We start from the raw sequence: 21,419 nt of genomic DNA on the forward strand, positions 1-21,419 counted from the left end.
TCGTCCCTAGCGATATTATGCGCTATGGATGAGAGGTTTTTTTGTCGCATATGCGCAGTAAAACAGAACGAAATTAATCTACACCACAGACACAAACGGTCTTTAAGACCGAAGGAGGACACATTGATGACAGATTCAAAAACAGCTCAACCCGGTTATCATCCACAGCAGATCGAACCAAAGTGGCAAGGATATTGGGATCAGCACAAAACATTTAAAACACAAGAAGAACCAGGTAAGCCAAAATTTTATGCTTTGGATATGTTCCCTTACCCATCTGGAGCAGGACTACATGTAGGGCATCCTGAAGGGTACACAGCAACAGATATCGTGTCTCGTTACAAACGGATGCGCGGTTTTAATGTTCTTCACCCAATGGGCTGGGATGCTTTTGGTCTACCGGCAGAACAATACGCGATGGATACAGGTGAACATCCTCGTGATATTACATTCAAAAATATTGATAATTTCCGTCGTCAAATTAAATCACTAGGTTTCTCTTATGATTGGGATCGTGAGATCAGTACAACCGATCCACAGTATTACAAATGGACACAATGGATCTTTATCCAACTGTATAATAAAGGGCTTGCTTATGTAGACGAAGTAGCTGTGAACTGGTGTGAAGCATTAGGAACAGTACTTGCGAATGAAGAAGTTATTGATGGCAAAAGTGAACGTGGAGGACATCCGGTTGTCCGCAAACCGATGCGTCAATGGGTGTTACGCATCACTGAATACGCAGAGCGTCTGTTAGATGATTTGGAAGAATTGGATTGGACAGAAAGTATCAAAGATATGCAGCGTAACTGGATCGGCAAATCTGTCGGTGCAGAAGTTCATTTTGATATCGAAGGTACAGATAAGAATCTAACGGTATTTACAACTCGTGCAGATACATTATTCGGTGCAACATACTGCGTATTAGCTCCTGAACACGAATTAGTAGACCTGATTACAACACCTGAACAAAAAGCGGCTGTTAAAGCTTACCAAGACCAAGCAACGCATAAGAGTGATCTGGAGCGTACTGATTTGGCAAAAGATAAAACAGGCGTATTTACAGGTGCTTATGCGATTAATCCAGCAGGTGGAGAAAAATTACCAATCTGGATCGCTGATTATGTTCTTGCAGGTTACGGTACAGGCGCTATTATGGCTGTTCCTGCCCATGATGCTCGTGACTGGGAATTTGCGAAGAAATTCAATTTGGAAATTAAAGAAGTGGTAGCTGGTGGTAGTGTACAAGAAGAAGTGTACACAGGCGAAGGCGAACATGTAAATTCTGATTTCTTAAATGGATTAAATACAACCGATGCGATTGCTAAAATGATTGCATGGCTTGAAGAAAGTGGCAAAGGACAAGGTAAAGTCACTTATCGTCTACGTGATTGGTTGTTCAGCCGTCAACGCTACTGGGGAGAGCCTATTCCTATTTTGCATTTAGAAGATGGGACGATGAAGACTGTTCCTGAATCTGAATTGCCTTTATTGCTTCCTGATATTGATCAAATCAAACCTTCAGGTACAGGCGAATCACCACTCGCTAATATCACGGACTGGGTAGAGACGATTGATTCTGAAACAGGAATGAAAGCACGCCGTGAAACAAATACAATGCCACAGTGGGCAGGTAGTTGCTGGTATTACTTGCGTTATATCGATCCACACAATGATGATGCTTTGTGTTCACCAGAGAAGCAAAAAGAATGGTTACCTGTTGATCTATATATCGGCGGTGTAGAGCACGCTGTTCTTCACTTGTTGTACGCTCGTTTCTGGCATAAAGTACTATACGATATCGGTGTAGTCGATACGAAAGAGCCTTTCCAAAAACTTGTGAATCAGGGCATGATTTTAGGTAATAATAACGAGAAAATGAGTAAATCTCGTGGTAACGTGATTAATCCAGATGATATCGTCAATGAATATGGCGCAGATACATTACGTCTATATGAAATGTTTATGGGACCACTGGAAGCAACGAAGCCTTGGAATGAAAATGGTGTAGAAGGCATGTACCGCTTCTTATCTCGTGTATGGCGTCTATTTATCAATGATGAAGGACAATTGAATCCGAAGATCACTGACAGTGAAGGTGATGAAGCTTTCAAACGTACCGCTCACAAAACGATCAAAAAAGTAACCGAAGACTTAGACGGACTTCGTTTCAATACAGCGATTAGTCAGTTGATGATCTTTGTAAATGATGCTTACAAAACCGAAGTATTGCCACGCGATTTAATGGAGAAGTTTGTACAATTGTTATCTCCACTTGCTCCGCATATCGCTGAAGAATTGTGGACTCGTTTGGGTCATGAAGGCAGTATTACGTATGTGGAATGGCCTACATTTGATGAGCAATGGACAACGGAATCTGAAGTGGAAATTGTGATTCAAGTGAACGGCAAAATTGTACAACGTAACAAAATTGCAAAAGACTTGGATGCCAAAGCCATGGAAGAATCGGCATTGTCTTTAGAAACGGTGCAACAAGCCATCGAAGGTAAAACCGTTCGTAAAGTCATTGCTGTACCTGGGAAATTAGTAAATATTGTAGCTAACTAATCACGAACCAGTGAATAGATTAACTACGATAGGATGAATTGATTTAACAGTAAAATCGTTTAATCTCCTATGCGATGGGAGTCTATTACCGGGATTCCGGTAATGTACTGGAGTCCCGACGGCAGAGGTGTAATTATGAGACGGGATATCATATGGACAGCGGTAGTGTCCGCTGTACTTGGTGTAGGATTGATTGGGTTCGGCACTTTACAATCCAGTGATCAAGAAACGAAATGGACAGCTTTAAATGAACAAGCACAAGCTTCACTGACAGAAGATCAGGCAGTTGCTCCCAAAACGAAAGATTCTACTTCACAAGAATCAATAGCTACACCAACCAACTTAGGAGATCGTTCCAGAGATGAACCGACTTCTGCAACAGCTTCTCTCAAAGAGAGTGCGGTTGAGGTAGCTGCTGAGGGTATCACAACTGAACCTGCTTCTACCCGTGAGAAACGATCCACCACAACTTCAATGAACTCAGCAGAGTCTACAGGTTCAAGCTCACCGCAGACTGAACCTGTATCAAAGACGGTTGAGTCATCTGCTAGTGTGCAAGATGGTCGGATTAGCATTAACCGTGCCAGTTTGTCGGAACTGACTGAATTACCTGGCATCGGGGAAAAGAAAGCACAAGCGATTATCGATTATCGGAATACACATGGAGCTTTTGGCAGTGTCAATGAATTGGATAATGTCAAAGGAATCGGTAGCAAAATGTTAGCGAAGATGTTGCCTTATGTACAGCTTTAGGGGATATAAGGGGGAGTAAGATTGGTACGTAAAGATTGGGATACGTATTTTATGGATATTGCTCATATGGTCTCGACACGTTCACGATGCCCGCGTCGTCATGTCGGTTCAGTCTTAGTACAAGGGAAAAAGTTACTTGGTACCGCATATAATGGAGCACCGATGGGTGTACCCGATTGTTCTGAAGATGGTTGTATGATCTCAGAAGAAGTAGAAGTGGTCAATGTGGATGGTGTAGAAACAATGGTCAAAAAGCAACGTTGTATTCGCACCATTCATGCCGAACAGAATTTACTCCTTTTTACCGATCGTGCTGACCGTGAAGGTTCAGTAGTGTATGTTACAGACGAACCGTGCTGGACATGTGCCAATATGTTAGCCAATAGTGGGATTATCGAGATCGTCTATTATCGTCCTTATCCCAAAGATACACGTAAAGTGACAGCTATGATGAAGCAAAAAGGCATTATTTTCCGTCAGTTGGATCATTATAATCCACCACCTGACACCACAGTGATCAGCTAATTTCATAAGATTCATCTGCCCTCATCGCAAATTAGGGAACGATATATGGAAGAACCATTATCTTGTAAGTACACCACATCTGTTGAAGATGCGTGTGAACTTATACAGGTAATGGTTCTTTTTTTGTGCGTAGAGGGCGAGATGGTCTTGAAAAATAGTTCTTTTGAACACAATAAATCAAGAACGGAGAGAACAGGATTGCAAACACGTCCACTTGTCGCATTATGTGCAGTATGGGTTGGAGGCAGTATGATCGCTTGTCTAACCAGTGAATATATAGGGTGGGTACTTGCAGGGTTAAGTCTGATTTTATGCTCAAGTTATCTGTTATTACCGGAAAATCGACGTTCGATCATTATTCTAGGTTCTGTTATGTTGATTGCGCTACTTTACTGGCACTGGAATGAAGTGAATAATATCAGCAGAATCCCTTCTACCCTTCAAGTTCAAGCATCACAGATGATCGATCAACCCGTTCAAAGTAGTGGTATCATTATTAGTCCTATCAAAATAGATGGTGATCTAGTTACTTTTTTGATGAATACATATCATTTTCAAAAAGATCAATCACTGGCTACACCAGAAAAAGTAAGAATTCAGCTCAAATTAGCAAAAGAATCCGAATTGCAAACAGCGGCTTTGTGGCAACGAGGAGATCAGATACAGATTCAAGGTGTATGGAAAGTACCCGGAGAAGCTCGTAATTTTAATACGTTTAACTACAGAGATTATCTACGTACACAATACGTCCATTGGATCATTAGCGCAAAAGGTGCCCATTCACTGGAAAAGACTACACTGCCATTATCCAAAATAACACAGTGGAAATGGGAACTACTACGTTATAACGATCAGGTTCGAGCGGATCTTGGAGCACGCATTGATGCATTATTTGATGATCATGATCGTGGATATATGAAAGGATTGTTGATCGGAGACTCGGGTGATCTGGATCCTGAGACATTTGCTTCTTTTTCCAGACAAGGATTAACGCATATTCTGGCGATATCTGGATTGCACGTAGCCATTTATACAGCTATTTTATTATGGCTGTTACGCCAGATGAGAGTGACCAGAGAACGGGCTTGTTTGATTGTGATTGTGCTTCTTCCTATCTATGTCTTATTAACAGGAGCTTCTCCATCTGCTGTCCGTGCAGGTATTATGGGCATGATTGGTCTATATGCACTTAGCCGTGGCATCCTCAAAGATGGACTGCATATACTATGTGCTGCTTGTATAGGAATGTTAATCTATGAACCTTATTATTTGCTGAATGTGAGCTTTCAATTATCTTTTATCGTAACAGCGGGATTAATTATTTTTGTGCCTTTAGTTCAACCTTTACTTCAAAAGATACCGTCCAAATGGGCAGGAGCGATAGCTGTAACATGGGTAGCACAGCTGATCTCGTTTCCTTTAACCATTTATTATTTTAATCAGTTTTCTATATTATCCTCGGTGGCTAACTTCATCTTGGTTCCGATTGTAAGCTTGATTGTATTGCCGATCGGATCTATCGTACTTGCTCTTAGTTATGTATGGTTGCCTATAGCGAATAGTCTTGGAAATGGAGTCTCATGGATCAACACATGGACATTTCATCTGGTAGATTGGATCGATGTTATACCCGGCATGTTAACGATCTGGTATTCGCCTTCTATGTTATGGATCTTATTATATTACGTACTGCTTTATATAGGATTGCGCTGTAATCAAAGTATTATACAGTGGAAATTTCGAGAACAGTCAGCACATGCTGATTCTTCAGATCATTCAACGGATCTACAATCTGCAATCACACAGCCTTTAAAGACTATACATTCTAAATGGTATGCCATATCTTATCAATCTCCATGGATCAAGCGAAGATATATCGCTTGTTGGATCAGTGGATGTTTAGTCACTATTTTGATCATCTATGGTTATATTCAGCCTACCACTTCAGGTAACGGAATCGTTCAATATTTAGATGTAGGGCAAGGCGATAGTATTTTGATTACGACTCCACAAGGAAAGCAGATCTTAGTGGATGGTGGCGGCACAATGACATTTGAACGTCCGGGACAAGAATGGAGAAAACGCAAAAATCCGTATGAGATTGGTAACAAGCTACTGGTTCCATTGCTCAAAAAGCGAGGGATACATCAATTAGATGCGGTTCTTTTAACACATGGCGATCATGACCATGCAGGAGGCTTACCTGCTGTAGTGAAGCAGATTCCGGTTAATCATTTTATTTTTAATGGCACATTGCCAGATGGAGATAGCTTGAATCCATTGATGAAGACGCTATTAGATCAACAGATTCCTTTAATTACACCTACACCGGGTAGCGAATTACAGATCGACGATCAGACTACATTGACCTTTTTAGCTCCTGAATCATTACATCAAGGAAAGAATAATCAGCTCAAAGGATTACCACGTGAAGAAAATCAAAATCATTATTCGGTTGTATTTTTGCTGACCATGAATAAGCGTAACTTTGTATTTACAGGAGACGCTGATCAAGCAGAAGAACAAGGCATATTATATCATCTTCAGCAGTCGTCTACGTTTGAATCTAACTCAGCGTTTGTAGCATCACGAACCGAATTTCCTATTGATGTGCTCAAAATCGGTCATCATGGTAGCAAAACATCGTCTTCTAGTGAATGGTTACACTACTGGCAACCTCATTTGTCTGTAATCTCTGTAGGAGCTACAAATACATACGGTCATCCTACAGAAGAAGTATTGCAACGGATAGAGCAAGTAGACTCGGAAGTTGCTCGTACAGATCTGCAAGGAGAAATACAGATTCAAGTGACACCCGATGGAGACATGTTAGAGCGAGTGATGTTTCCTTTACCTTAATCCTCCATTACAGCCTTTCTTTAGACGTGTATTCTAATCCATACCAACTGTCGGGATGACGAATACAAGTGTTTCTGTTATTCTAAATACAGTCTTGAACCGTTTACATCTTGACATTCGATTCGGATGAATCCTACATAGGGTAAATCTTTATAACACCAGAGTTCACATCTTTCCGTAATGCAAGATAAAGCGCGTAGACCACTAATTATTCAAATGAATCAATTAATTAAAATTAATTTGAAAATAACTGCAACTATTAGGCAACTCTTTGCGTCTGAATAGTTGTAAGGAGAGGGGGATCCTCCGTGGTGGAGCAGGGACTCATCAAGGCCGCCCAAGCGGGAGACCGGGATGCTCTAATCACCCTATTAAGAGAGATAGAACATCATGTCTACAAAACGGCATATTACATTTTAAATAATGAACAAGATGCTCTAGACGCGGCTCAGGAAGCTTTGATCCGTATTTATACCAAAATCGGTTCCTATGAAGAAAAAGCACAATTTAAAACATGGGTACAACGAATCGTGACAAATGTATGTATTGATAAATTTAGACGTAACAAACCAACGGTCTCGATCGATGAGCATGAAATGATTTTTGAAGGTCGCGATAATGTAGAGCATGATGTTATGCGTGCTTATACATCAGAAGATGTACGCGAAGCGATTAATCAACTACCAGAGCATCACCGAACCGTGATTGTACTCCGTTATATTCAAGATTTATCCTATAACGAAATAGCAGATTGTCTTGATTTGCCATTGAATACTGTGAAATCGTATTTGTTTCGTGCCCGTCAACAATTACAGAGTCTGCTTGCAGATTATGAGAAAGGAGGAGTGACTGGATGAAACGTGAAGTAGCGGAAGAATGGATGAACCGCTATTTGGACGGTGATCTAAGCGAGGAAGATGCTGATATCCTGTTCCGCCATATCGATAATAATCCTGATGATGCGGATACATTTCGAATAATGAGCGCTTTATCTTTACAGCTTGAGAAATTACCAGATGTTAAGCCCCGGTTTAGTCTAGTCGATTCTATATTGCCTACTTTAGATGATATCGATGCAGAACGTCGTGCTGAGATTGCTTCTGATATCGGCATTATGGAACCGCAACATGAAAGTAAAGATGAATTCACTGAACGTCGTAGACAGCGAAGTTCTTGGAGAGATCGTCTGCCTGTACGTACGATCGGTGGGCTAGTCGCTGCTGGTGTTATTCTTGGAGTGTCGATTGCAACATACGAACCCAAAACACTTTCAGATGCAGGACAAGCACCAACCAGTATCAGTATGGAACAACAAGCAGCAGAGCAAGAAAAAGGCGCAGCGAAATCCAATGCTGAACAAGATGCTACCTTACAAGCACCTGTAACAAATACGCCTGAATCAACAACTTCACCTGAAAGTAATACACAACCACAGTCGGATCAATCACCAGAAACTACGGTGCCTGACAGTGGAACACTAGATTCACAAGCGACACCGCCAGATAAAGCGACTCCTGATACAGGTACAGGCACTAGCCAGGAAAGCACTCCTTCTTCAGGCAACAAGGGAGGCAATCCTCCAGCAAGTTCCCAGACTGGACCAGAAGCAAGTCCGCCGAGTTCGAGCAGTGACCCAAGCAGTAATCAAGATCAGTTGATGAAACAGCAAGAAATTGCGCCGAATACCGATAGTAGTGGCACAAGCGAATCATCATCTGCAACAGGAACCGATTCAGGAACAACAGATAGTAGTTCTTCGAACAGTTCCAAATCGTCAGACAGCACTACCCCAAGTACAGCAAATAACGATGAATCTTCATCTACAGTAGCACCCAAATCAAGTGCAGATGATAGTTCGTCCAAAGATAGTTCATCGTCTAAAGATAATGCTTCTAGTACTACACCGGATACATCCGATAGTGATGTTGCACCAAAAACGTATAGTATAGCACCAGAAACAGATGCTAAACCTAAAGACGATAGTAAGCTTCGTTCATTTAGTACCAATACCATACAGCAAGAGCAAGAATGGGTATCTCCCACTTCGCAATTTGCAGTTGTATTAACCACATCCAATACGTTGAGATTGGATAGTCTATCCAAAAACAATATTAATGGTCGCACAGTTGTGGCTACAGCTACAATTGATGGTACCTGGTTAAATGGTCAATGGACTAAAGATGGAAAAGCATTTAATTATCAAGTAGCTAAAGAAGGCAAAACCAAATGGTATAAACTTTCTACAGCTGGACTTCAATAACATCAATGTACATGATAACAAATGTAAATCAAGAACTTTCCGAGTATTTAGGAAAGTTCTTTGTCGTATACTCCTTTTTCCGTTAAAATAAAAAGGACGAACTTGGGGGGACGGAAGATGGACTTAAAAACAGCAAGTAAAGAAATTAAAAATAATAATCCAGCCGCTATTTATGTATGTTATGGCAACGAAAAATATCGTATTCGTGAGTTTATTGATTTTGCGACTTCGCAATTAATTGAACCCGAGCATAAAGATTTTGCTCTAGCTCAATATGATCTTGCAGAAACACCGCTAGAGACCGTTATCGAAGAAGCAGAAGAGATTCCCTTTATGGTGCCTCGTAAAGTGATGATTGTCAGAGACTCTTCTGTACTAACAGCAGGCAAAGATACCAAAATCGAGCATCGCATCGATTCTTTACTTCGTTACATGGAACACCCCGCTGAATATAGCATTATTATTTTTTGGGTACAGGGCGAAAAGTTAGATGAGCGCAAAAAAATTGTCAAAGCGCTTAAATCATCATCAGCGTGTATATTGCCTTTTCAACCAATGGGTGCAGATGAATTGTTACAATGGTTGATTCGTCATGCCAAAAAGTTAGAATGTGAATGTTCTACAACAGCCGCAGAAGCACTTGTACAGTCTGCGGGTACTGGATTGGGTATTCTAGCTGCCGAGATGGACAAGTTATGCTTACACGCTGGCAAAGGCGGTGTCATCACGGTAGAGGATGTACAGCACCTTGTTGCGCGCAGTACAGAGCAAAATGTGTTTGCTTTAGTAGAACAGATTGCAGCTGTTCGTTTAGAACAAGCATTGACTATTTTTTATGATCTACTGAAACAGCGTGAAGAACCGATCAAGATTGCGGCTCTGATTGCTCGTCAATTTCGGATTATGTTGCAGGTAAAAGAGCTAGCGGGGCAGAATTATTCGCAACAACAGATGGCTTCTCAACTGAGCCTACATCCTTATGTCGTTAAGTTAGCCGGTGAACAAGCTCGTAAATTTGATAGTCAGAAATTACGCTCGATTTTAGCACATTTGGGTAGATTGGATTATCAGATGAAAACAGGCGCGATCGACAAAGTATTAGGGTTAGAAATGTTTTTGTTGCGTTTAGGAGCTTGATCCTTTTGAGGTAGGCACTACTGTTTATCATAAATTTATCTTATTTCACACAAAAAAGGCTTACCCAGAATGTATATTATCTGTGGTGCAGCCTTTTTTTGTTACAATCATATTTTGGTAAATATAAAAAGTAGATGTGCATGGATAGTATCAGTATCCCAAGCTCACCCTAGCAAACTAACAAAATAAACCCCTGCTCGGAATGGCCGATGCAGGGGTTTATTATATGCAGATTGTGAATACATTCAACAATCTGTTGCACGAAATTTAGCCTTGGCTAGAAATCGCGTTTAGTTTTTTAGCCAAACGAGATTTTTTGCGAGCAGCCGCATTTTTGTGGACAAGACCTTTAGTAGCAGCTTTATCAAGCTTCTTAGAAGCAGCCATTACAGCAGCTTTTGCAGCTTCTACATCAGTATTCACAAGTGCAGTATCAGCAGCTTTAACTGTTGTACGAAGAGCAGACTTGTGAGAAGCATTCAACATACGACGTTTTTCATTAGTTTTTACACGTTTCACCGCGGATTTAATGTTAGGCAATTACATTCACCTCCTGTAGAGCATATACGTATTCTTCACAACTTTAAATATTCTATCATGTACCCTAATCAAATGCAATACCATTATTGACTATAGTCAATGATATTTGAGATGTGGGATTGCTGTAAAATCGCTCAACTGCTATAATAAATGGATTAATGGGATTGTTGATTTTTTTCAATAATCAGCAGTATATTTCAGGCTTGTGTTGGGGGTAAGGCATGACTGATATGTCAGTAAGACAACAAAAAATTCGTAATTTCTCAATCATTGCGCATATAGACCACGGTAAATCCACTTTGGCTGACCGTATTTTGGAATATACAGGCGCGCTCACTTCGCGTGAGATGCAAGCACAAGTACTTGATCAAATGGACTTGGAACGTGAACGTGGAATCACGATCAAATTACAAGCCGTTCGTCTTGTGTACAAAGCAGATGATGGTGTGGAGTATCTGCTAAATCTGATTGATACACCGGGACACGTCGATTTCACGTATGAAGTATCTCGTAGTCTGGCAGCCTGTGAAGGCGCTTTGCTTGTCGTCGATGCGGCGCAAGGTATCGAAGCTCAGACGTTAGCTAACGTGTATTTAGCGTTAGATAACAATTTAGAAATTTTGCCAGTCATCAACAAAATCGATCTTCCTAGTGCTGATCCTGAACGGGTGAAGAAAGAAGTAGAAGATGTTATTGGACTGGACACAAGCGATGCTGTACTGGCTTCTGCCAAAGCAGGAATCGGGATTAAAGACATCTTAGAGCAGATTGTACAAAAAGTTCCTGCACCTACAGGTGATCCGAATGAGCCGCTTAAAGCATTGATTTTCGATTCTCATTATGATCCGTATAAAGGCGTTATTGTCTATATTCGTGTCATTAATGGCAAAATCAAATCAGGTTCCAAAATTAAAATGATGGCAACAGGAAAAGAATTCGAAGTTATCGAAGTAGGGGCATTTATGCCACGTATGGCGATAGTCGATGAATTGAATGTTGGAGATGTAGGATTTATCGTTGCCGGGATCAAAACAGTTGGCGATACCAGTGTAGGTGATACGGTAACCGATGCTAAAAATCCTACGTTAGAACCTTTACCAGGTTACCGTAAAATCAATCCGATGGTATATTGCGGATTGTATCCAATCGAATCATCCGATTATATCGATCTACGTGAAGCGTTGGAGAAATTGCAATTAAATGATGCGTCGCTAAGTTTTGAGCCTGAATCTTCAAGTGCATTAGGTTTTGGATTCCGTTGTGGATTCTTAGGACTTCTGCATATGGATGTTATTCAAGAGCGTATTGAGCGTGAGTTCAATATTCCATTGATTACAACGGCTCCAAGTGTTATTTACAAAGTAACATTGACCAATGGCGATGTCATGACGATTGATAACCCTTCGAACTATCCAGAAGTGGGTAAAATCGAATATGTAGAAGAGCCTTATGTGAAAGCATCTATTATTGTGCCGAATGATTATGTAGGTACAGTCATGGAATTGTGTCAGAACAAGCGTGGCGAATTTATCAACATGGAATATTTGGATACTACACGTGTAACGATTACGTACCAAGTACCTTTGTCAGAGATCGTATATGACTTTTTTGACCAATTGAAATCAAGTACTAAAGGATATGCTTCATTTGATTATGAAGTGTCTGGATATCGTAAGTCGAACTTGGCAAAAATGGATATTTTGCTAAACGGCGAGCAAGTTGATGCCTTGTCCTTTATCGTTCACCGTGAGCGTGCTTATCATCGTGGACGGATTATTTGTGAAAAATTACGTGAATTGATTCCTCGCCAAATGTTTGAGATTCCGATCCAAGCATCAGTAGGAACCAAAGTTGTTGCCCGCGAAACCGTTAAAGCGATGCGTAAAAACGTATTGGCTAAATGTTATGGCGGTGACATTTCACGTAAGCGTAAATTGCTAGACAAGCAAAAAGAAGGTAAAAAACGGATGAAACAAGTCGGTAATGTCGAAGTGCCTCAAGAAGCATTTATGGCAGTACTGAAAATCGATGATTAAAGCGCTTGGCAATATAAGCGTGACTTTCTCTATTTGAATCAAAAGTGATTTTTGTAAAGTAAAATATCTTACGTTCGTTTAGTTTTTTTACCACAACTGCAATACTAGGATCATTCGGGGAGAGCCGCAAGGCTTTCCCTTTTGTCCTAGCAATTGGCACCATAAGTGCTGGGCACTACCAAATATCCACAAACGGGGAGGAAAAGAGTCATGAATAGTAATGTACAAAACGACGCGCCCCGTGCGATCTATATGCACATTCCTTTTTGCACCAATAAGTGTTTTTACTGCGACTTTAATTCTTATGTTCTTAAAGATCAGCCGGTAATGGATTATTTACGGGCGTTAGAACGTGAGATGGAATATACAGTACAACAGACTCCACCCGGAGTCATTGATACGATTTTCGTCGGCGGCGGAACACCAACCGTTCTCAAAAACGATGAAATGGAATACTTTTTACAATCGATCCGTAAGCATTTTCCAAATTGGTCAGAAAATATAGAATTTACGATGGAGGCCAATCCAGGTACAACGGATTTGGAAAAAATGGCAATCATGAAAGCAGGCGGCGTCAATCGAGTAAGCTTTGGCGTACAGGCTTTTCAAAATGAGCTGTTAACAGGTATCGGACGTATTCATAATATTGATGATGTGTATCGCAGTCTGGAAAATGCACGTAAAGTGGGGCTAAATAATCTATCGATTGATTTGATGTTTGGTTTGCCGAATCAGACACTTGAAATGCTGTCGTACAGTATTGATCGTGCGCTAGAATTGGATTTGCCTCATTATTCAATTTATAGCTTAAAAGTGGAAGAAAACACATTGTTCCATACCATGTTCCAAAAAAACCAACTTCCTTTGCCTGATGAAGATGATGAGTTGAATATGTATTTGCTTCTGATGGAGCGGATGAAAAAAGCCGGTTACGAGCAGTATGAAATCAGTAACTTTGCCAAACCGGGTTATAGTAGTCGGCATAATACTACGTACTGGCATAATGAAGATTATTACGGTCTTGGAGCAGGAGCACATGGTTATGTAGGAGGTAAACGTCATATGAATATTAAAGGCGTAAATCCTTACAATGAAGCGGCTATGAAAGGCTTACCACGATTAGAACATTTTGAAGTGGATCGTGAAGAAGCGATGGAAGACTTTATGATGGTGGGTCTGCGGTTATTACAAGGTGTCTCCAAAGAACGCTTTGTTCGTCAATTTAACGGAGCACAGCTAGATGATATTTTCCGCCCACAAATTGAGAAATTGTTACGTCTAGCATTGATAGAACCCACAGCAGAAGGGTATAAATTAAGCGAAAAAGGTCTGCTGTTTGGTAATGATGTGTTCGGTGAATTTGTAGGCAGTCTAGTACAAGAAGCAGAAACTGCAAAATAATATTCATTAAATTAAGAACCTGAAGAGAAATTCTTCAGGTTTTTTGTTTGTATTTTACATAAAAGTAGATCATAAAATCGAAAATAACATAAAAATTATGCAGTGACATGAATAATTAGTACTCATTTGGTTAAATGGTATATAACCTATTGCATTCATTTGAAGTTTGTTGTACAAGTATAGCGAAAGCAGAAGCAATGATATACAGAAAATACTTGTATATCTGAGCTTTAATATAGAAAATATGAATATTATCTCGAAATAGGTAGAATATAAAGAATTCAGCTATAAAGAAAAATAGAGTGTTTGTCCGATAATATTTATATCTTTTTCTTCTGAAAATCTATTGAAATATCATTCATCTTAATGTATATTTATACGTATTCTCTTATAAGATTCAAATTTGTAGCATAATAGCTACAGTTTACAAACCAAATTCAAATAAACATTTCTATTTCAAATCAAAGCTATTTTAAAAATAAATGAATGAAAATCTAAACTAAAAAATGAAACGGTTATACGGATGATAAGAAAATCGCTAAATGATACCGATTGATCCGCATTACCTCATGAGGAGGAAAGCTATATGCCTGCCGTAGTTACTTGTAGAGCAGCAGTACTTGAAGATGTAGAGCCACTGTATCAGATGATTGCAGGTTATGCCGAGCAAGGGATTATGCTTCCCCGTTCTCGTGAGGCATTGCAACGTCAATTGAGACATTTTGTTGTCGCTGAAATCGATAATGAATTAGTCGGTTGTGGATCACTTTGTCAATTAGGCAAAGATTTGGTTGAGATTCGTTCGTTGGGTATTTCAGATGGACATAAAGGTCAAGGAATAGGTTCAAAGTTAGTCGATACTCTGCTTGAACATGCAGCAGCTAGAAAATTGCCTAAAGTGATGGCATTAACGTATGAAGTTTCTTTTTTCAAAAAGAATGGATTTGAAGTCGTAGATACCAGCATTTTCCCTGAAAAGGTATGGACGGATTGTGTGCATTGTCCCAAACAACATTGTTGCGATGAAATTGCTGTGTTGAAAGTTATTGCCGTATAATCAAAAAAAGTAAGCATATTCATCAAATATATATTAAAAATCAGCCAAACTAACTTGACAATAATCGAGTCAGTTTGGTATTTTTGTATTAGTCGTTAGCACTCATGTTGATTGAGTGCTAACGATGATAGAGCAGAATGAACTTGGATTGATATCAAACTGGATATGTTTAGAAGGAGGGAACTACATGTTAACCGAGCGTCAAAAGATGATTCTAAATGCGATAGTGGATGATTATATTCGTTCGGCAGAGCCTGTCGGGTCCCGTAGTATATCCAAGCGTGGCGATGTGCAATACAGCCCGGCTACGATTCGGAATGAAATGGCGGATCTAGAAGAGTTAGGTTTTCTAGAACAGCCGCATACTTCAGCTGGACGTATTCCTTCTCATAAAGGATATCGTTATTATGTGGATCATCTGACTCCTTTTCAACCGGTAGGCGCTTCAGATGTTAAAGAACTCAAACAATTTTTTACAGAGAAATTAACAGCAGCAGAGCAGGTTATACAACATGCTGCGATGGTTTTGTCCCATATGACAAACTATACTTCGATTCTATTAGGGCCTGAAGTGTTTAATACATCATTACGTCATTTTCAGTTAATCTCACTGGATGACCAGACGGCACTTGCGATTATAGTTACGAATACCGGACAAGTTGAAAATCGTAAAATCAGTATTCCAGAAGGTGTAGCTGTTTCCGATTTGGAACAAGTCGTCAATTTACTAAATAGCAAATTGATTGGTGTGCCTCTGTATAAATTAAAATCACGTATCTTTTCCGAAATTGGTGAAGAGATGCAGCGCCATATGAATCATTATGAAGAAGTAATGAGCACACTGAATGCTGCATTTGATCAAGATCAAGAACAGAAGATTTTCTTGAGCGGTGCAACCAATATGCTGATCCAACCGGAATTCAAAGATATGGATAAAGTGAAAAGTATTCTTGATTTGTTAGAAGAAACCCCGACACTTTCCAAAATAATTACAGAAGCTTCGGCACCAAATGGTATTCAAGTACGTATAGGTACAGAGAATCGACATGAAGCGTTTGAAAATTGTAGTCTGATTACAGCTACGTATGAAGTGAATGGCGAATCGTTAGGAACGATTGGTATACTGGGACCTACACGAATGGAATATGCCAAAGTAATCGGTATTTTAAATGTGTTATCTCGTGATATGACTAAAATTTTGAATCACTGGTATCGTTAGTAGATACTATTTCAATATAAATAATGATCTGTATTTAAGTATTTTAAGGAGGTGAACAATCTTGAATAAAGAGCAATCCTTTCAAGAAAATAATCAATCGGAGCAAGAAATCCCGGTTAATCATACAGAAACTGAAGCGGTAGAGAGCGAAGTACCTGCTCCTGAGGCAACAGAAGGTTCTACAACAGCCGATATGGGTTCTGATGAAATGGTATCCAAAGCTGAATTAGAACGTGTACAGGCGCAACTAGACGAGCAGACACAACGTGTTCTACGTGCTCAAGCGGATTTTGATAACTTCCGTCGTCGTACACAGAAAGAAAAAGAAAACTTGGCGAAATATGCTTCCGAGCAATTGATTACCGAGTTGATTCCGGTTGTTGATAACTTTGGACGCGCAATGGCAACTAAGCCAGAAAGCCCTGAGTTGGAATCATTTAACAAAGGTATTGATATGATCTTCCGTCAATTAGACGAAGTGCTTAAAGGAGCAGGCTTGACACAAATGGACGCTGTAGGGCAACCATTCAACCCTGAACTTCACCAAGCGGTAATGCAAGTTGAGTCTGACGAGCATGAAGAAGGTATCGTTGTTGAAGAATTACAAAAAGGTTATGTACTGAAAGATAAAGTACTTCGCCCGGCAATGGTTAAAGTAAGTAGCTAATACAAACTTTTAATTGGCTATATCCTTTTTATACATTAATAATTACCAACATTTTAAAAATATATTAAATAGATGCTAGGAGGAAGTTTTACGATGAGTAAAGTAATTGGTATTGACTTAGGTACAACAAATTCATGTGTAGCAGTAATGGAAGGCGGCGAAGCTGTCGTTATCCCAAATCCAGAGGGTGCACGTACAACTCCTTCTGTTGTAGGTTTCAAAAAAGACGGTGAGCGTATTGTTGGTGAAACAGCAAAACGTCAATCCATCACTAACCCTGACCGTACTATCAGCTCTATCAAACGTCATATGGGTACAGATCACAAAGAATCGATCGATGAGAAAAGCTACAGCCCACAAGAAATTTCAGCAATGATTTTGCAAAAATTAAAATCAGATGCAGAAGCATACTTGGGTCAAACAGTAACTCAAGCCGTTATCACTGTTCCTGCTTACTTTAACGATAGCCAACGTCAAGCTACTAAAGATGCTGGTAAAATTGCAGGTCTTGAAGTACTTCGTATTGTCAACGAGCCTACAGCAGCAGCTTTAGCTTACGGTTTGGAAAAATCAGAAGATCAAACGATCCTTGTTTATGACCTTGGTGGCGGTACGTTTGACGTATCGATCCTTGAACTAGGCGACGGATTCTTTGAAGTAAAAGCAACCAGTGGTGACAATCACCTTGGTGGTGATGACTTTGACCAAGTGGTTATCGACTATTTGGTAAGTGAATTCAAAAAAGATCAAGGCTTGGACTTGAGCAAAGATAAAGCAGCAGTACAACGTCTAAAAGATGCAGCTGAAAAAGCGAAAAAAGAATTGTCTGGTGTATTAACAACAACCATTTCTCTTCCGTTTATCACTGTTGTAGATGGCGTACCTCAGCATTTAGAAGTAAACTTAACTCGTGCTAAATTCGAAGAATTAGCTGCTCCATTGGTTGAGCGTACACTTGGACCTACTCGTCAAGCGATCAAAGACTCTGGTCTAAGCGCTAGCGAAATCGATAAAATTGTATTGGTTGGTGGATCTACACGTATTCCAGCTGTACAAGAAGCAATCAAAAAATTAACAGGTAAAGATCCTCATAAAGGCGTTAACCCGGATGAAGTTGTAGCATTGGGTGCTGCTGTACAAGCAGGTGTCTTGACTGGTGACGTTAAAGACGTTGTCTTGTTGGATGTAACTCCATTGTCTCTTGGTATTGAGACAGCAGGTGGCGTATTTACTAAAATGATCGAGCGTAATACAACGATCCCTACAAGTAAATCACAAGTATATTCCACATATGCTGATAACCAAACAAGCGTAGAAATCCATGTCCTTCAAGGTGAACGCGAAATGGCAGCAGGTAACAAAACATTGGGTCGTTTCATGTTGGGTGATATTCCTGTTGCTCCTCGTGGCGTACCGCAAATCGAAGTTACCTTCGATATCGATGCGAATGGTATTGTTAACGTATCTGCTACAGATAAAGGTACAGGTAAGAGCCAAAAAATCACGATCACTTCTTCTAGCGGTTTGAGCGATGATGAAGTTGAACGCATGATGAAAGACGCTGAACTTCATGCTGACGAAGATCGTCAACGTAAAGAATTGGTTGAAGTTAAAAACAGTGGTGACCAATTGATCTACTCTGTTGAAAAAACAATCAAAGATCTTGGCGAAAAAGCAGATGCGGCTGAAGTTGAAAAAGCAAATGCAGCGAAAGAAACATTGAAAACTGCTTTGGAAGGCGACGATGTAGAAGCAATCAAATCTGCTACAGAAGCGCTAAGCGAAGTGGCTCAAGCTCTTGCTGTTAAATTGTATGAGCAAGCTGCACAAGAAGGTCAAGCAGCTGAAGGTGCTGAAGGCACAACAACTCAAAAAGATAACGTTGTTGACGCTGAGTACGAAGTGGTTGACGAAGACGAGAAAAAAGATAAAGAGTAATAGCACTTGGCATTATAAGTGCAACAAAGTGTAATAAGAGAAAGATTTTTGCAAAGCAAAATATCTATACCACAGCACGGAATAAATAACATTTATGAAGTGGGAAGGTCAAAGCCGGGGCATCCCGTGCTTTGACTTTCGTTTGTTTATAAGGATACACTTGAATACTGTGTGAGATTGATACGATTATATGACAAGGAGTCGAGGTGGAACGATGGCAGATAAGCGCGATTATTATGAAGTACTAGGTATAGGCAAAAGTGCTTCCGATGATGAAATTAAAAAAGCATATCGTGGGCTAGCCCGTAAATATCATCCAGACGTAAACAAAGAAGCAGATGCAGAAACGAAGTTTAAAGAAGTTAAAGAAGCTTATGATGTATTAAGCGATTCTTCTAAACGTTCTCAATATGATCAATTTGGTCATGTCGATCCGAACCAAGGTATGGGCGGAGGCGGATTCTCAGCAGGTGGCGGAGGATTCGGCGATATCTTCGATATGTTCTTTGGTGGCGGTGGAAGACAGCGTGATCCGAACGCTCCACAACGTGGTAATGACCTACAATATACGATGACTATTGAATTTAAAGAAGCTGTATTCGGTAAAGAAACAGATATTACAATTAACCGTAGTGAAAATTGTGATACATGTAATGGAACAGGTGCCAAAAAAGGGACTCAACCTAAAACATGTTCTGTATGTCATGGTAGTGGTCAAGAAGAAGTGGTACAAAATACACCATTCGGTCGTATGGTCAACCGTCGCAGTTGTTCTAACTGTGGAGGTACAGGTACAATCATTGAAGAGAAATGTAATACTTGTAGCGGTACAGGTCGTGTACAAAAACAACGCAAAATCAATGTTCGCATTCCAGCGGGTATAGATGATGGCGCACAAATGCGAGTTAACGGTGAAGGCGAAGGTGGTTCACGTGGAGGTCCTCCAGGTGATCTATATATCGTATTCCGCGTTAAACCGCATGATTTCTTCGAACGTGAAGATGATGATATTTACTGTGAAATTCCGATTACATTTGCTCAAGCTGCTTTGGGTGATGAGATCGAAGTTCCTACATTGAATGAAAAAGTGAAAATCAAAGTCCCTGCGGGTACGCAAACAGGAACGTATTTCCGTCTTAAAGGAAAAGGTGTTCCTCGTCTACGTGGTGTAGGTCAAGGGGATCAACATATTAAGGTAGTTGTGGTTACACCAAGCAATCTAAGCGAAGAGCAAAAAGATTTACTTCGTCAATTTGGAGCGCTTAATGGTGAGCATACTCATGAAAATGAGCAATCTTTCTTTGATCGTGTAAAACGTGCTTTCCGCGGTGATTAAGTGCTAACATGTCTAAATAGAAAGCCCGGTTCTTTATGAGCCGGGCTTTTCATTCAGGCATTTACAAGGTATGAAAGAGAATTTTGAATTGTTCAGTCCAGATGTAGTACAATAAATCGTACGTATGTTTCACTATTAGGGGGAAATGAATAATGTTATGGCATGAATTAACTATACATACAACAGAGCAAGCAGTAGAAATGATTTCCAACTTTCTGCATGAAGCTGGAGCTGGTGGTGTAGCGATTGAAGAATCAGGCACACTGAATAAGCCACGCGATACTTCATATGGACAATGGTATGAACTTCCGCTTAACGATATTCCAGAAGGATTAGCAGTGGTGCAAGGTTATTTTGCAGAAGAAACGGATATGAATACATTGATGGAAGAAGTGCGTGTACGTATTGCACAACTTCATGAATTTGATATTGAAGTCGGTACAGCAGAGATGTCTTTCAAAACAGTAGACGAAGAAGATTGGGCAAATGCATGGAAACAGTATTTCAAGCCTATTCGTGTGTCTGAGCGTCTAACGATTAAGCCAACATGGGAAGATTATACTCCTGAAAGTGATATCGAAAAGATTATTGAATTAGATCCCGGTATGGCTTTTGGTACAGGAACCCATCCTACAACATCACTTTGCTTACGTACACTTGAGACTGTTATCAAAGGCGGAGAAGAAGTTATTGATGTCGGTACAGGATCAGGTATTCTGGCAATTGGAGCGATCAAATTAGGAGCAAAAAGCGTGCTTGCCCTTGATCTTGATCCGGTAGCTGTATCTAGTGCCAAAGAAAATACACATTTGAATGGATTAGAGCAAGAAATCACTGTATTTGAAAGTGATCTGTTATCTGTGCTCAAAGCAGATGCAACAACCAAGCTGAATGTAACTTTACCTGTGCAAGTGGTAGTGGCTAATATTTTAGCTGAAATTATTTTGTTATTTATTGAAGATGTGTATGAAGCACTAACACCAGATGGTGTATATATCGCATCAGGTATTTATAAAAATAAAGAAGATGTTGTTCGTGAAGCTTTAGAAGCTGCCGGATTTATTATTGAAGGCGCACATCGGGATGAAGATTGGATTGCCTTTGTTGCGAGAAAGAGGTAAGT

16 protein-coding genes and 1 other annotated feature (1 of these 17 only partly in view) are annotated in these 21,419 nt (G+C 40.1%); of the genes, 15 read left to right on the forward strand and 1 reads right to left on the reverse strand.

Annotation, left to right across the window (positions count from 1 at the left end):
- Positions 1-11, forward strand: a binding site (T-box leader); it begins 271 nt to the left of the window's first position.
- Positions 12-126: 115 nt separating this feature from the next.
- The 7 genes from leuS (at position 127) to holA (ending at position 10,102) form a co-directional block, all read left to right on the forward strand.
- Positions 127-2,568, forward strand: coding sequence for a leucine--tRNA ligase (gene leuS, locus RCP16_RS03310; RefSeq protein ID WP_273594465.1), 2,442 nt, complete (start codon positions 127-129; stop codon positions 2,566-2,568).
- Positions 2,569-2,670: 102 nt separating this feature from the next.
- Positions 2,671-3,321: a ComEA family DNA-binding protein gene (locus RCP16_RS03315; protein WP_308641674.1), complete on the forward strand. Its 651-nt coding sequence runs from the start codon at positions 2,671-2,673 to the stop codon at positions 3,319-3,321.
- 21 nt (positions 3,322-3,342) lie between these two features.
- A complete protein-coding gene (locus RCP16_RS03320; protein WP_281181708.1) occupies positions 3,343-3,846 on the forward strand; it encodes a deoxycytidylate deaminase in 504 nt (167 codons plus the stop codon).
- A 198-nt stretch (positions 3,847-4,044) separates the two neighbouring features.
- On the forward strand, positions 4,045-6,705 hold the full coding sequence (locus RCP16_RS03325; RefSeq protein ID WP_308641675.1) for a DNA internalization-related competence protein ComEC/Rec2: 2,661 nt from the start codon (positions 4,045-4,047) through the stop codon (positions 6,703-6,705).
- Positions 6,706-7,013: 308 nt separating this feature from the next.
- Positions 7,014-7,562: an RNA polymerase sigma factor gene (locus RCP16_RS03330; protein ID WP_069329857.1), complete on the forward strand. Its 549-nt coding sequence runs from the start codon at positions 7,014-7,016 to the stop codon at positions 7,560-7,562.
- Positions 7,559-8,965, forward strand: coding sequence for an anti-sigma factor family protein (locus tag RCP16_RS03335; protein ID WP_308641676.1), 1,407 nt, complete (start codon positions 7,559-7,561; stop codon positions 8,963-8,965). Before RCP16_RS03330 ends, RCP16_RS03335 begins: the two co-directional genes overlap by 4 nt.
- A 117-nt stretch (positions 8,966-9,082) precedes the next feature.
- Positions 9,083-10,102: a DNA polymerase III subunit delta gene (holA, locus tag RCP16_RS03340; protein ID WP_069329855.1), complete on the forward strand. Its 1,020-nt coding sequence runs from the start codon at positions 9,083-9,085 to the stop codon at positions 10,100-10,102.
- A gap of 267 nt (positions 10,103-10,369) precedes the next feature.
- Here holA and rpsT read toward each other — a convergent pair whose 3' ends face one another.
- The gene (gene rpsT, locus RCP16_RS03345; RefSeq protein WP_069329854.1) at positions 10,370-10,642 is read right to left on the reverse strand and encodes a 30S ribosomal protein S20; all 273 of its coding nucleotides are present in this window, start codon (positions 10,640-10,642) and stop codon (positions 10,370-10,372) included.
- A gap of 221 nt (positions 10,643-10,863) precedes the next feature.
- Here rpsT and lepA point away from each other — a divergent pair, with 221 nt between their 5' ends.
- The 8 genes from lepA to prmA all read left to right on the forward strand — a co-directional run bounded on the left by lepA (position 10,864) and on the right by prmA (position 21,417).
- The gene (gene lepA / locus RCP16_RS03350; RefSeq protein WP_069329853.1) at positions 10,864-12,678 is read left to right on the forward strand and encodes a translation elongation factor 4; all 1,815 of its coding nucleotides are present in this window, start codon (positions 10,864-10,866) and stop codon (positions 12,676-12,678) included.
- Positions 12,679-12,888: 210 nt separating this feature from the next.
- Positions 12,889-14,079, forward strand: coding sequence for a radical SAM family heme chaperone HemW (gene hemW / locus RCP16_RS03355; protein ID WP_069329852.1), 1,191 nt, complete (start codon positions 12,889-12,891; stop codon positions 14,077-14,079).
- A gap of 586 nt (positions 14,080-14,665) precedes the next feature.
- Entirely contained in the window at positions 14,666-15,136 is a 471-nt protein-coding gene (locus RCP16_RS03360; RefSeq protein WP_069329851.1) for an N-acetyltransferase, read from the forward strand.
- A 187-nt stretch (positions 15,137-15,323) separates the two neighbouring features.
- The gene (hrcA, locus tag RCP16_RS03365) at positions 15,324-16,355 is read left to right on the forward strand and encodes a heat-inducible transcriptional repressor HrcA (RefSeq protein WP_069329850.1); all 1,032 of its coding nucleotides are present in this window, start codon (positions 15,324-15,326) and stop codon (positions 16,353-16,355) included.
- Between the two features lie 61 nt (positions 16,356-16,416).
- Complete coding sequence (gene grpE / locus RCP16_RS03370; RefSeq protein ID WP_273594460.1) at positions 16,417-17,022, forward strand: nucleotide exchange factor GrpE; 606 nt, start codon at positions 16,417-16,419, stop codon at positions 17,020-17,022.
- A gap of 93 nt (positions 17,023-17,115) precedes the next feature.
- The gene (dnaK, locus tag RCP16_RS03375) at positions 17,116-18,960 is read left to right on the forward strand and encodes a molecular chaperone DnaK (protein WP_069329848.1); all 1,845 of its coding nucleotides are present in this window, start codon (positions 17,116-17,118) and stop codon (positions 18,958-18,960) included.
- Positions 18,961-19,174: 214 nt separating this feature from the next.
- The gene (dnaJ, locus tag RCP16_RS03380; protein ID WP_069329847.1) at positions 19,175-20,296 is read left to right on the forward strand and encodes a molecular chaperone DnaJ; all 1,122 of its coding nucleotides are present in this window, start codon (positions 19,175-19,177) and stop codon (positions 20,294-20,296) included.
- 152 nt (positions 20,297-20,448) lie between these two features.
- Complete coding sequence (gene prmA, locus RCP16_RS03385; protein ID WP_069329846.1) at positions 20,449-21,417, forward strand: 50S ribosomal protein L11 methyltransferase; 969 nt, start codon at positions 20,449-20,451, stop codon at positions 21,415-21,417.
- The last annotated feature ends 2 nt before the right edge of the window (positions 21,418-21,419 follow it).

The organism is Paenibacillus nuruki (genome assembly GCF_963311185.1).
Taxonomy (GTDB): Bacteria; Bacillota; Bacilli; order Paenibacillales; family Paenibacillaceae; genus Saccharibacillus; species Saccharibacillus nuruki.

Bases quoted from the DNA above. Each gene is read 5' to 3' on its own strand.
- RCP16_RS03335 (WP_308641676.1), top strand. From the start codon at position 7,559: ATGAAACGTGAAGTAGCGGAAGAATGGATGAACCGCTATTTGGACGGT.
- RCP16_RS03360 (WP_069329851.1), top strand. From the start codon at position 14,666: ATGCCTGCCGTAGTTACTTGTAGAGCAGCAGTACTTGAAGATGTAGAG.
- hrcA (WP_069329850.1), top strand. From the start codon at position 15,324: ATGTTAACCGAGCGTCAAAAGATGATTCTAAATGCGATAGTGGATGAT.
- RCP16_RS03315 (WP_308641674.1), top strand. From the start codon at position 2,671: ATGTACTGGAGTCCCGACGGCAGAGGTGTAATTATGAGACGGGATATC.
- leuS (WP_273594465.1), top strand. From the start codon at position 127: ATGACAGATTCAAAAACAGCTCAACCCGGTTATCATCCACAGCAGATC.
- holA (WP_069329855.1), top strand. From the start codon at position 9,083: ATGGACTTAAAAACAGCAAGTAAAGAAATTAAAAATAATAATCCAGCC.
- prmA (WP_069329846.1), top strand. From the start codon at position 20,449: ATGTTATGGCATGAATTAACTATACATACAACAGAGCAAGCAGTAGAA.
- hemW (WP_069329852.1), top strand. From the start codon at position 12,889: ATGAATAGTAATGTACAAAACGACGCGCCCCGTGCGATCTATATGCAC.
- dnaJ (WP_069329847.1), top strand. From the start codon at position 19,175: ATGGCAGATAAGCGCGATTATTATGAAGTACTAGGTATAGGCAAAAGT.
- dnaK (WP_069329848.1), top strand. From the start codon at position 17,116: ATGAGTAAAGTAATTGGTATTGACTTAGGTACAACAAATTCATGTGTA.
- lepA (WP_069329853.1), top strand. From the start codon at position 10,864: ATGACTGATATGTCAGTAAGACAACAAAAAATTCGTAATTTCTCAATC.